The organism is Haemophilus sp. SZY H56 (assembly GCF_054332415.1).
Genome location: NZ_JBTGNX010000022.1, coordinates 1 through 12,486, shown reverse-complemented (window position 1 = coordinate 12,486; position 12,486 = coordinate 1). Strand labels below are relative to the sequence as shown.

Below are 12,486 nucleotides of genomic sequence, written 5' to 3'. Positions count from 1 at the left end.
TAAAAGGACTGAGTCCGGTACAATATCGAAAACAATCCTTTAAATAACAGTCTAACTTTTTGGGGTCAGATCATTTTCAACCGCACTTTTAATATTATTCTGTTGCTAAATCTTTTGGTAAACTTTCTAAAATGGATCGCCAGTAGGCGGAAGTCACTTGCTTGTGTTTACGAATACATTCCACCACTAAATCGGGTTGACCTTTTTCACAAATATCACGCAACTCGACATAAAAATCATGTGTCACTTGGCGATGTTTTTCGTCACTAAAGAATAGCAAACCAATTTTATGATAAACCCCACGTAAGCTATTGAAAATCAAACGATAGAAAGGTTTATTCGCCATTACTGTAAACTGACGAAATAAGGCATAGTCAAATTCCATGTAGCTTTCAGCCGTATTTTCTAAAACATCCATTCCTTTGAACAAAGCTGCTGAGGCTTTAGGCGAATTTTTTACTGCCTCATAAATATAAAATTCCGACATGCGACTACGCAATGACAGCATATTTTCAATGATTAACGGTGCGCTTTGGCGATCTAAGGTAATTAAGGTTTCAATGATGCTTGGACCCGCTGTATCCCAAATATCATTGACTTTCGTGGGCTTGCCGTGTTGAATGGTAAGCCAGCCATCACGAGCCAAACGCTGCAATACTTCGCGTAATGTCGTGCGTGTTACACCAATTTTATCAGCTAAATCACGCTCAGAAGGAAGATTGGTGCCTGCAGGAAATACATCATCCCAAATACTTTTTACTATGTATTCTTCAGCTAAAGCAGCAGGACTTTGAGCACGTAAAAGAGAGCTATCTGTTTGCATAAATATTAAAAAGTTTAAAAAGATCAAAAAAATGTGATTTATTCAATAAATCTTTCACTGAACTATTATCCTTTAAAGCCGTATATATTACAATGTAAAGACTATAAAAAATGGAGTTAGCTATGACTTATACACAAGCATTTATGAAAAATTTTCTGGGTTCTAGTCCAGATTGGTATAAATTAACGATTATTTCTTTCCTAATCATTAACCCTATGTTGTTCTTTTGGATCAGTCCGTTTATCGCTGGTTGGGTTCTAGTTGCTGAATTTATTTTTACACTTGCAATGGCATTAAAATGCTACCCTCTTCAACCTGGTGGTTTGTTAGCTATTGAAGCAATTGCTATCGGTATGACAAATGTAGAACACGTTAAAGCAGAAATTATGGCTAACTTTGAAGTGATCTTACTTTTAATCTTTATGGTGGCCGGTATTTATTTTATGAAGCAGCTTTTACTTTATGTGTTCACCAAATTATTAGTTCGTATCCGTTCTAAAATTGTACTTTCTGTCGCCTTCTGCTTTAGTGCGGCATTTCTTTCAGCTTTCTTAGATGCCCTAACTGTTGTCGCTGTAATCATCAGCGTCGCCATGGGTTTCTATGGGGTTTATCACAAAGTTGCATCAGGCAAAACACTGCAAGATGCAGTTGATATTTCCGATGATAATAAAATCAAAAATCATGAAACCTTAGAAAAATTTCGTGCTTTCTTACGTAGTTTAATGATGCATGCGGGCGTGGGAACTGCACTCGGTGGTGTCATGACCATGGTAGGTGAACCTCAAAACCTAATCATTGCAGAACAAGCAAAATGGAATTTTATTGAGTTCTTCTTCCGTATGGCGCCAGTGACTATCCCTGTATTTATCTGTGGACTACTCACATGTATTTTGATTGAAAAATTTAAAGTATTCGGCTATGGCGAAAAATTACCAGAAGAAGTATGGAAAATCTTGGCCGATTTAGATCGTGAAAATACACAAAAAATGTCTAAACAAGATAAAATTCGCCTTTCTGTTCAAGCTCTTATTGCGATTTGGTTAATTTTAGGCTTAGCCTTCCACTTAGCGGCTGTAGGTTTAATCGGTTTAAGTGTAATTATTCTTGCAACGACTTTTACTGGTGTAACCGATGAACATGCTATTGGTAAATCATTCCAAGAAAGTTTACCTTTCACTGCATTATTAGTCGTATTCTTCTCTATTGTTGCCGTGATTATCGATCAAAAACTCTTCGCTCCAATTATTCACTTTGTATTAAGTGCAGAAGAGAAGACACAGTTAGCCTTGTTTTATGGTTTCAATGGATTACTTTCTGCGATTTCTGATAACGTATTTGTTGCAACAGTTTATATTAATGAAGCGAAAAATGCGCTTGCTGCAGGGGCAATTGCACCACATCAATTTGAATTACTTGCGGTCGCAATCAATACCGGTACAAACTTACCTTCTGTTGCAACACCAAATGGTCAAGCGGCATTCTTGTTCTTACTGACATCATCTCTTGCGCCATTAATTAAACTTTCTTATGGCAGAATGGTCTATATGGCATTACCTTATACTATCATATTAACAATCGTGGGGTTCCTTGCTATCGAATTTATCTTACCAGACATGACAATTTGGCTTGCGAACCTTGGCTTAATTCTTCCTATTTAGTGAAGCATAAGGAGAAAGAATGCTCGACTTTTTTAAGCAATTATCCCTTAAACGTTCAGCGTGGATCTTTTTGGCATTTACCGCATTTGCCTTAGAATCGACCGCACTTTATTTTCAATACGGCATGGGGTTACAACCTTGCGTACTTTGTGTTTATGAACGTTTAGCTGTTGTAGGTTTATTCGTCGCTGGTCTTATCGGCGCCTTAGCCCCAAGCTCGCTTATTATCCGCATTCTTGCTCTTATTGTGGGTTTATTTAGTGTAATTAAAGGATTAATGATATCTATCCGTCACCTTGATTTACAAATGAACCCTGCACCGTGGAAACAATGTGAATTTATACCTAACTTTCCGGAAACATTACCATTCCATAAATGGCTACCTGCGGTGTTCAATCCAACTGGTAGCTGTAATGAAAGCCAATGGTCACTTTTCGGCATCACGATGGTGCAATGGTTGGTATTTATTTTCGCTGTCTATGTCATTGTGTTAGGATTAATTACACTTTCGCAAGTGAAGAAAAGTCGAAATCAACGCCTCATTTTTAAGTAGTCTAATCGCATACTAAAAAGCCTAGAGAGATCCTCTAGGCTTTTTTATTACTGAAAGTTATTCTGTACTCAACATTATTCAAGAAAGAAATACCAATAAGGCATTAAGATCAACCAAATAAAGCCACTAAGAATAACAACAAATTTAAAACTGAAATGTTTTGTTTTATGTCGAAAGCGCTTCATCCCGCAATAAACACCAATAAAACCACCAAGAAGGCTTAATAGAAAAAAGGTATTTTCAGAAATTCGCCAGCCGTGACGAACCGCGCGGATTTTGTCTTTCCACATTAAAAAATAAGCGGCGATATTTACCGCCGCTAACATCACAAATAAAAGCTGAATCAGCATTATGCGTAAACAGGAAGACGTTTGCAGATTGCCAATACTTTTTCTTTGGTCGCTGCAATCACTTGTTCTTCGTTTTCTTTGCCTAATGCATCTAATACATCACACATCCAGCCGGCTAATTCACGACAGTCTTGTTCAGTAAAGCCACGACGAGTCACAGCCGGTGTACCAACACGAATACCAGAAGTCACAAATGGTTTTTGTGGATCATTTGGTACCGAGTTTTTATTCACTGTGATATTCGCTTTACCTAGTGCTGCATCTGCTGCTTTCCCAGTTAAGCCTTGTTTGATGAAGCTCACTAAGAATAAATGGTTTTCTGTACCGTTTGAAACCACGTCATAACCACGTTGTTTAAACACTTCTACCATCGCTTTCGCATTTTTAATCACGTTGGCTTGATATTCTTTATAAGCTGGCTCTAATGCTTCTTTGAAACATACTGCTTTCGCCGCAATAATGTGAACTAATGGACCACCTTGGTTTGCAGGGAAAACAGAAGATTGCAAGCGTTTATAAAGCTCTTCATCACCGCAAGAAGAAAGGATTAAACCACCACGTGGACCACCTAAGGTTTTATGAGTAGTGGTTGTGACAACATGTGCGTATGGTAATGGGTTTGGATATAAACCTGCTGCGATTAAGCCCGCAACGTGAGCCATATCCACAAATAAATACGCCCCCACTTCATCGGCGATTTCGCGCATTTTTTTCCAATCTACCACTTGGGAATAAGCAGAGAAGCCCGCCACAATCATTTTTGGTTTATGTTCTAATGCTTTTTGACGCACATCTTCATAGTCAATTAAACCGTCAGCGGTAATACCATAAAGTACAGAGTTATAGATTTTACCAGAGAAGCTCACTTTCGCCCCGTGGGTTAAGTGACCACCGTGTGCTAAATCCATACCTAAAATAGTATCGCCCGCATTAATTAATGCACCATACACCGCAGCATTTGCTTGTGAACCAGAGTGCGGTTGAACATTCACGTAATCTGCACCAAATAATTCTTTCGCACGGTCAATTGCTAACTGTTCCACAATGTCAGCATACTCACAACCGCCGTAATAACGTTTACCTGGATAGCCTTCCGCATATTTGTTAGTAAACTGTGAACCTTGCGCTTCCATTACGCGTGGACTCGCATAGTTTTCAGATGCGATAAGCTCGATATGCTCTTCTTGACGACGATTTTCATCTTGAATCGCTTGCCACAATACGGGATCGTAATCAGCGATAGTCATATTTCTTGTAAACATTGTGTTCTCCTGTTATGTAATTTATGGCAGATAGTTTAACTGTTTATGGATAAAAACTTAATTAAAATTTCATTCCTAAATTTTCATCACTTAAATGAAATTAATTCATCATCATAATATGCATTATTTTTGCAACTCTCGTTCCACAGCTCTATAACCAATGTCTCGACGATAAAAACGTCCAGACCATTGAATTTGCTCAGCGAGTTTTAAGGCTTTTTGTTGTGCTTCAAATACGCTTTCGCCTAACGCAGTCACACAAAGCACGCGACCGCCGTTCGTGACTAACTTGCCTTCTTGTTCTGCTACGCCCGCTAAGAAAACTTTCTCATTTTCGACCGCACTTTGTGGCAAACCGGTGATTTCATCGCCCTTGCGATAATCGCCAGGATAGCCTTCAGCCGCCAAAACAATCCCTAAGGAAGATTTTGGATTCCATTGGGATTTCACTTCGTCTAATTTGCCATCACAGGCTTTAAGACAAAGCTCCACCAAATCCGATTCCAAACGTAACATAATCGGTTGGGTTTCCGGATCACCGAAACGGCAATTAAATTCGATCACTTTCGGTTGGCCATTCGGCATAATCATTAATCCAGCATACAAGAAACCGGTGTAAACATTGCCTTCTGCCGCCATGCCATTGACTGTTGGATAAATCACTTCACGCATAATGCGATCATGAATTTCTGGTGTCACCACTGGGGCTGGTGAATATGCCCCCATACCGCCGGTATTCAGACCTGTATCATTTTCGCCCACACGTTTGTGATCTTGACTAGTTGCCATAGATTCAACATTTTTACCATCTACCATGACGATAAAACTGGCTTCTTCGCCATCTAGAAACTCTTCAATCACCACTCGGCTACCCGCTTTGCCAAAGGCATTGCCAGAAAGCATATCACGCACAGCCTCTTCCGCTTCCTGCAACGTCATTGCCACGATGACGCCTTTGCCCGCTGCCAAACCATCTGCTTTTACGACAATTGGTGCACCTTTTTCTCGCAAGTATGCCAATGCCGGCTCTACTTCGGTGAAGTTTTGGTATTCCGCTGTTGGGATTTTATGACGGGCTAAGAAATCTTTGGTAAAGGCTTTGGAACCTTCTAATTGCGCAGCTGCTTGCGTTGGTCCGAAAATTTTTAAACCAGCTACACGAAACGCATCCACCACGCCAATCACAAGTGGCGCTTCTGGCCCTACAATCGTTAATCCAATGTGGTTATCTTGGGCAAATTTAACCAACGCAGGAATATCCGTTGCAGCGATATTCACGTTTTCTACTTTGTGTTCCAATGCGGTACCCGCATTGCCTGGTGCGACAAAAACTTTATCTGCTAGTGGAGATTGTGCTGCTTTCCAAGCCAAGGCGTGTTCACGCCCGCCATTTCCGATGATGAGGATGTTCATAATGCTCCTTGTATCTTTTTGAATTTAATCCCCTCTTTAGCAAAGAGGGGGAGGGGAGATTTGGCAGAAGTTATTTCAACCTCATAGTATATTTAGCATCGTTTAAATCTCCCCCCAGCCCCCTCTTTACGAAAGAGGGGGGATAAGTAAAAAAGTAAGTCGCTCATTGAGCGAAGTGACGACATAAATTAATGTCTAAAATGACGCATTCCAGTTAATACCATCACCATATTATGTTCATCCGCCGCATCGATGACTTCTTGATCGCGCATTGAACCACCTGGGTGAATCACACATTGAATGCCCACTTTTGCCGCTGCATCAATGCCGTCACGGAATGGGAAGAACGCATCAGATGCCATTACACAACCAGCCACTTCCAAGCCCTCATCTTGCGCTTTAATACCGGCAATTTTGGCAGAATACACGCGGCTCATTTGGCCTGCTCCGATACCAATAGTTTGGTTATCTTTGGCGTAAACAATGGCATTCGATTTCACAAATTTCGCCACTTTCCAGCAGAATAATAAGTCTTTTAATTCTTGTTCAGTTGGCTGACGTTTACTCACTACTTTTAAATCATCCAAGCCAACCATGCCTAAATCTGCATCTTGTACTAACAAACCTCCGTTTACACGTTTGAAATCTAAACGTTCAGAACGAGAAGTCCATTCACCACATTCAAGCAAACGAACATTTTTCTTACGTTTCACGACTTCTTGCGCTTCAGCAGAAACTTTCGGTGCAATAATCACTTCAACGAATTGGCGTTCCACAATTTCATTCGCGGTTTTTTCGTCTAATTCACGGTTGAAAGCAATAATGCCGCCAAATGCAGAAGTTGGATCGGTTTGGTAAGCACGATTATAGGCGTCTAAAATATCTTTTCCTAAAGCCACACCACATGGATTGGCATGTTTAACGATCACACAAGCCGGCTCATCAAATTCTTTCACGCATTCAAGTGCTGCATCAGTATCAGCAATATTATTGTAAGACAAGGCTTTACCTTGTAGTTGGTGAGCTGTAGCTACACTCGCCTCTTTCACATTTAAATCAACATAAAAGGCTGCATTTTGATGAGAATTTTCACCGTAACGCATGGTTTGTTTACGAACGAAGTTAAGATTTAAAGTCCGTGGGAATTGACCGCACTTCGCATTCGCATCTTCTTCCTCAGCTACATGATACGGTTTCACCATTTGTCCAAAGTAGTTGGCAATCATGGAATCATATTGAGCGGTATGTTCAAAGGCTTTAATCGCAAGGTCAAAACGGGTTTCAAGCGTTAAGCTGTTTTGATGTTGATCCATTTCTGCAAGAATGGCATCAAAGTCCTGATTGTTCACGACAATCGCCACATCTTTATGGTTTTTCGCTGCAGAACGCACCATGGTTGGGCCACCGATATCGATATTTTCTACCGCATCAGCCAAGGTACAATCTGGTTTAGCCACAGTGGCCGCAAATGGATATAAATTCACGACAACCATATCAATGCCTTCAATACCATGTTTCTGCATGATGTCATCATCTGTACCACGACGACCTAAAATCCCGCCATGTACTTTTGGATGTAAGGTTTTCACACGACCGTCCATCATTTCTGGGAATCCCGTATAATCAGACACTTCAGTCACTGGCAAACCATGCTGCTCCAACAATTTTGCGGTACCGCCTGTGGAAAGTAGTTTTACACCACGCTGTACTATGCCTTGAGCAAATTCTACGATACCAGTTTTATCAGAAACACTGAGTAAAGCCTGACGAATTGGACGATCTGTCATTACATTTTCCTTCATTAAATGGTTAAAAATAAGCGGGTGGAATTATAACGCAAACGTTTGCGTTTATATAGAAAAAATTTTCCTGGTAAGCGCACTTCAAGGTTAGACTGCTTATTTAGGAGATTTAGAAAACAAAAAAGCCCGCAAAATGCGGGCAATCTAACAGTATGAATAATGTGATTAGCGTTTACGGTTATCTAAAGAAAATGCACCAGCACCAGCAAACACAAAATAGAAAAACACGAGAGAGTAAAGTAAAGCAAGTTCACCACCGTTCGCGATTGGGAAGAATAAATTCCCTTTACCTGCAACGTGCATAAAGAAATACGCATAAGCCATTTGACCCGAAAGGATAAATGCCGCTGGGCGAACAAATAAACCTAAAATTAATAGGATTGAACCGACAATCTCAATTACTCCGCCGACAATCATCATTGGATCGCCCACTGCGCCGTTACCGCCCGTCATTGAAACTGGGAATTCCCAGAATTTCGCTGTGCCGTGTAAGATAAACATATATGCAGCGACGATACGCAATAAAGCTAAAACATACGGAGAGTATTTTTCTAAATTTTTCATAAAGTTTTCCTAATAAAAAATAAAAAGTGATTTCAGAACAGGGCGTATATTAATGATTAACTTAAAGCTAAACAATACCTCTAATCGAAAAAGACTTTTTACTATTAGGAAATAATTTTACGCTTTGCGGATTTTCTCAATCCATTGTAAAAATTCAACAGGCGGCATGAATCCGTTAACACGACTGCCTTCAATTTCTTTTCCTTCTCGATTAAAGAATAAAATCGTCGGTAAACCTAGCACTTTATACTTTGTCATTAAAGCGCGGTTTTCTTCGGAGTTTTTCGTCATATCAACTTGAAGAAGCAGCATGTCACCAAAGGCTTTTTGTACACTTGGATCACTAAATGTTTCTTTTTCAAACTCTTTACACGCCACACACCAATCCGCATAAAGATCGAGCATCACAAGTGGTTTGTTATTTTCAGCAAGTGCTTGTTGTAATTCAGCTTCGCTTTTCACTTTCTTAAATTCAACATGAGAAACCGCCTTATTTTCGACCGCACTTGGTGCTTGGCTTTCACCCCACACCCAAGATTGAAGTGGTTTAACACTAATCATTGCCGCGACTAAAAAGAGAATTCGGAATACCCAGCCTGTACCATTTTTCGGCATTTGGAATGCAAACCAAATGAAAAATGCTGTACCGAGCATCGCCCATAATCTTGGTGTCCATTCATCTGGTAAAATACGAGAAATTAAGAATACCGGTAATGCGAGCATCACAAAGCCAAAGAGTTTTTTGACGGTTTCCATCCACATACCTGATTTAGGCAGGATTTTATTCCCAAATAAAGTGATTAAAATCAGCGGTACGCCCATACCCAACGCGAGCAAATAAAGCGTGATCGCACCTGTAAACAAATCCCCACTCTGCGCCACATAAAGCAACGCGCCAGAAAGTGGTGCTGATGTGCAAGGTGAAGCTACAAGTCCCGCAATCATGCCCATTAAGAACACGCCACCCAAAGCGCCAGCTTTTTGCTGTTGGCTAAGTAAAGACAGTTTTGTTTGTAAGGAGCTTGGAAGCTGTAAGGTAAATACACCGAACATCGACAAGGCTAACAAGACAAAGATGATTGATAAACCAATCATTACATAAGGATGTTGTAAAGCCACTTGGAACGGTAAACCAATTGCGGCGACAATCAAGCCTAGCAAGGTATAAGTCAGCGCCATCCCCTGCACATACACAAAGCTTAATGCAAAAGCACGCCACATATTAGGTCGCTGATTTTGGCCAATCACAATCGCTGAAAGCAGTGGTAGCATTGGCAATACACAAGGGGTAAAGGCCAACCCTAAGCCTAATAAGAAAAAACCAAATATGGCATATTTGCTATTAAATAAGCTTTCCGCTAAACGGTCTTGTTCTGCTTTGGGTTGTGCTGAAAGTGCGGTCGAATTTTCCGATATTTTTTCAGTATTAGCGACCTGTGCAATAGGCAAATCTGCCACTTTAATTTCTTTCACTTCAGGCGGATAACAAAAGCCCTCAGTACAGCCTTGGTAAGCAATCTCAACCACATCTTCTGCTTTTAATGGCGACTGACTCGCTTTAAAAATAGCTTGCACGGGTTTTTTGAAAATTTTCATCAAGCCAAAATAAGGATCGTTATAATCCTCGGGGGAAATAGAAAATATCGGTGCATCAAATGATGCATTTTCTTCTTGATTGAGCTTGACGGAAATTTTCTCTTGATAGAGATAATACCCTTCTGCAATCGACCAATTGACGATCACATTTTCTTGATTCTCACTTTTCGCAGCTGAAAATTGAAAAGCTTCATCAATAGGTAAAAAAGCCGTTTTCTTATCAAAAAGACTAGCTTGAGTGGAAAGTGTGGTAAAAATAAAAAATAAAAAAAGAAGAATTCGCTTCATCATAAAGTTCCATTTGTTGTTCCTATTAAAATTCTAGCATAGATAAAAAGAATGTTAATAATTTATGACTCAGATCATAAAATTAAATGTAATTTAAAAAAATCGTCACACTTTTCTGTTGTTGCAGCAATGTTACAATTATAAAATACACCCAGAACAAAGTATAACAAGGAGAGACGAATGGCTACCCCAAAAATTCTCATCGTGGAAGATGAAGCGGTAACCCGTAATACGTTAAAAGGAATTTTTGAAGCTGAAGGCTATGAAGTATTACAAGCACAAGATGGCGCGGAAATGTATCACCAGTTAAACTCAGAAATAGTCAATCTCATCGTATTAGATATTAATTTACCCGGTAAAAATGGTTTATTACTGGGTCGCGAATTACGTGAGAAAGCTGCAATTCCGTTGATTTTTCTCACAGGGCGAGATAATGAAGTCGATAAAATTTTAGGCCTAGAAATTGGAGCGGATGATTATCTCACTAAACCATTTAACCCAAGAGAGCTCACTATTCGTGCACGAAATTTATTGCATCGCTCCATGGTATTAAATGGTAAAGAACCCCATTTACAACGTGAAAATTATCGCTTTAATGGGTGGATTCTGGATTTAAATAGCCATAATTTAATTACACCTGAAGGCGTAGAGTTTAAGCTCCCCCGTAGTGAATTTCGTGCTATGTTACATTTCTGCGAAAACCCAGGTAAATTACAAACTCGTGAAGAATTATTATTAAAAATGACGGGACGAGAATTAAAACCACAAGATCGCACAGTGGATGTAACAATTCGTCGTATTCGAAAACACTTTCAAGATCACCCTAATACGCCTGAAATTATTGCAACGGTACATGGTGAAGGCTATCGTTTCTGTGGTGAATTAGAGGAATGATCTAGCCTTAAGTAATAAAAGGCTGGATCAAATCAGCCTTTTGTTTTTTGCTATCCACAGCGAGATTCGGTAAAATCAATGCCAATTTACGATTAATGAACAACGGATAACAATGACCAAGAAAAAAGCCAAAGTTGGCTCTAATACAATTGCATTAAATAAACGAGCCAGACACGAATACTTTATAGAAAACGAAATTGAAGCTGGCCTTGAATTACAAGGTTGGGAAGTAAAATCAATGCGTGCAGGTAAAGCCAATATCAGCGACAGCTATATCATTTTTAAAAATGGTGAAGCTTATTTATTTGGTGCGACCATTCAACCATTGAGCTTAGCCTCTACCCACGTGGTTTGCGATCCGACGCGTACACGTAAGCTTTTATTGAATAAACGTGAATTGGATAATCTTTTCGGCAAATCAAGCCGTGATGGTTTTACCATTGTTGCCCTTTCTCTTTATTGGAAAGGCCCTTGGGCAAAGATCAAAATCGGCGTTGCGAAAGGTAAAAAGCAACATGATAAACGTGATGATATTAAAGAACGCGAATGGAAAGTGACAAAAGAGCGTATTATGAAAAACGCGCATCGTGGGTAACAATTCCTACAAATAGACAAAATGCCTTTCAACCAAAAGGCATTTTTCTTTTTCTTAATATGAAAAAAATTCTCATCTCCATGAATAAAAGTACATTGATAATTATTCTCCTTTAAATTAATATCTTCGCCCAATTATTTCCGTCATATAAGGAGTTCTAATGAAAAAAGGCATTCATCCTGAAAATTATCGTACCGTTTTATTTTACGATTCCAATGCAAAACAAGGCTTTCTCATCCGTTCTTGCGCTAAAACCAACAACACAATGAAATGGGAAGATGGTAATGAATACCCTGTATTTATGTGTGATACCTCATCTGCCTCTCACCCATTTTATACCGGTAAAACTCGTCAAATTGGTAACGAAGGTCGTGCAAGTGAATTTGCAAGCCGCTACGGTAAATTTGGCGCATTTAAATCAAAATAGGAATATTCAATGAAAGTATTATCTTCACTCAAAAGCGCAAAGAACCGTCCTGGCTGCAAAATTGTTCGTCGCCACGGTGTCGTCTATGTCATTTCGAAAACTAACCCTCGCTTTAAAGCGCGTCAAGGTGGGAAAAAGAAAGGTTAAAGGCAATAAAAAAGAGCGGTCAAATTGATCTGCCCCCCAAAAGTTGGACTCAACAAACCAACAATTGAGGTGCAGATTTTTTATGGGTAAACACTACACAATCGAATTTAA

Annotated in this window: 13 protein-coding genes; 6 read left to right on the top strand and 7 right to left on the bottom strand. The window is 39.6% G+C overall.

The genetic code is table 11. The annotated features are described in order from the left end of the window. Positions 1 to 94: 94 nt before the first annotated feature. Positions 95 to 823 (bottom strand): fatty acid metabolism transcriptional regulator FadR, encoded by a 729-nt coding sequence (gene fadR / locus ACXVWP_RS10875; protein ID WP_289901465.1) that lies wholly within the window; start codon positions 821 to 823, stop codon positions 95 to 97. A 122-nt stretch (positions 824 to 945) separates the two neighbouring features. Here fadR and nhaB point away from each other — a divergent pair, with 122 nt between their 5' ends. Both nhaB and dsbB read left to right on the top strand, forming a co-directional pair. Next, on the top strand, positions 946 to 2,484 hold the full coding sequence (gene nhaB / locus ACXVWP_RS10870) for a Na(+)/H(+) antiporter NhaB (RefSeq protein ID WP_297567323.1): 1,539 nt from the start codon (positions 946 to 948) through the stop codon (positions 2,482 to 2,484). A 19-nt stretch (positions 2,485 to 2,503) separates the two neighbouring features. Next, positions 2,504 to 3,037, top strand: a complete 534-nt coding sequence (gene dsbB, locus ACXVWP_RS10865; protein ID WP_297567321.1) for a disulfide bond formation protein DsbB — start codon at positions 2,504 to 2,506, stop codon at positions 3,035 to 3,037. 74 nt (positions 3,038 to 3,111) lie between these two features. On the opposite strand, the gene ACXVWP_RS10860 is transcribed toward dsbB, so the two are convergent. The 6 genes from ACXVWP_RS10860 to ACXVWP_RS10835 all read right to left on the bottom strand — a co-directional run bounded on the left by ACXVWP_RS10860 (position 3,112) and on the right by ACXVWP_RS10835 (position 10,312). Then, a complete protein-coding gene (locus ACXVWP_RS10860; protein WP_128786945.1) occupies positions 3,112 to 3,387 on the bottom strand; it encodes a DUF1294 domain-containing protein in 276 nt (91 codons plus the stop codon). After that, on the bottom strand, positions 3,387 to 4,649 hold the full coding sequence (gene glyA, locus ACXVWP_RS10855) for a serine hydroxymethyltransferase (protein ID WP_128786944.1): 1,263 nt from the start codon (positions 4,647 to 4,649) through the stop codon (positions 3,387 to 3,389). Before glyA ends, ACXVWP_RS10860 begins: the two co-directional genes overlap by 1 nt. 123 nt (positions 4,650 to 4,772) lie before the next feature. Beyond that, positions 4,773 to 6,062, bottom strand: a complete 1,290-nt coding sequence (gene purD / locus ACXVWP_RS10850) for a phosphoribosylamine--glycine ligase (protein WP_289901468.1) — start codon at positions 6,060 to 6,062, stop codon at positions 4,773 to 4,775. 188 nt (positions 6,063 to 6,250) lie between these two features. Further along, on the bottom strand, positions 6,251 to 7,849 hold the full coding sequence (purH, locus tag ACXVWP_RS10845; protein WP_369866953.1) for a bifunctional phosphoribosylaminoimidazolecarboxamide formyltransferase/IMP cyclohydrolase: 1,599 nt from the start codon (positions 7,847 to 7,849) through the stop codon (positions 6,251 to 6,253). A gap of 180 nt (positions 7,850 to 8,029) precedes the next feature. Continuing rightward, a complete protein-coding gene (locus ACXVWP_RS10840; protein ID WP_126469527.1) occupies positions 8,030 to 8,428 on the bottom strand; it encodes a DoxX family protein in 399 nt (132 codons plus the stop codon). Between the two features lie 117 nt (positions 8,429 to 8,545). Then, positions 8,546 to 10,312 (bottom strand): protein-disulfide reductase DsbD, encoded by a 1,767-nt coding sequence (locus ACXVWP_RS10835; RefSeq protein WP_289901512.1) that lies wholly within the window; start codon positions 10,310 to 10,312, stop codon positions 8,546 to 8,548. Between the two features lie 180 nt (positions 10,313 to 10,492). Here ACXVWP_RS10835 and arcA point away from each other — a divergent pair, with 180 nt between their 5' ends. The 4 genes from arcA (at position 10,493) to ykgO (ending at position 12,375) form a co-directional block, all read left to right on the top strand. Continuing rightward, positions 10,493 to 11,206: a two-component system response regulator ArcA gene (gene arcA, locus ACXVWP_RS10830; protein ID WP_049357638.1), complete on the top strand. Its 714-nt coding sequence runs from the start codon at positions 10,493 to 10,495 to the stop codon at positions 11,204 to 11,206. Positions 11,207 to 11,318: 112 nt separating this feature from the next. Next, complete coding sequence (gene smpB, locus ACXVWP_RS10825) at positions 11,319 to 11,801, top strand: SsrA-binding protein SmpB (protein ID WP_289901470.1); 483 nt, start codon at positions 11,319 to 11,321, stop codon at positions 11,799 to 11,801. Positions 11,802 to 11,961: 160 nt separating this feature from the next. Continuing rightward, complete coding sequence (locus ACXVWP_RS10820; protein WP_014064115.1) at positions 11,962 to 12,228, top strand: type B 50S ribosomal protein L31; 267 nt, start codon at positions 11,962 to 11,964, stop codon at positions 12,226 to 12,228. Between the two features lie 9 nt (positions 12,229 to 12,237). After that, positions 12,238 to 12,375: a type B 50S ribosomal protein L36 gene (ykgO, locus tag ACXVWP_RS10815; protein ID WP_005695435.1), complete on the top strand. Its 138-nt coding sequence runs from the start codon at positions 12,238 to 12,240 to the stop codon at positions 12,373 to 12,375. Positions 12,376 to 12,486: the final 111 nt, after the last annotated feature.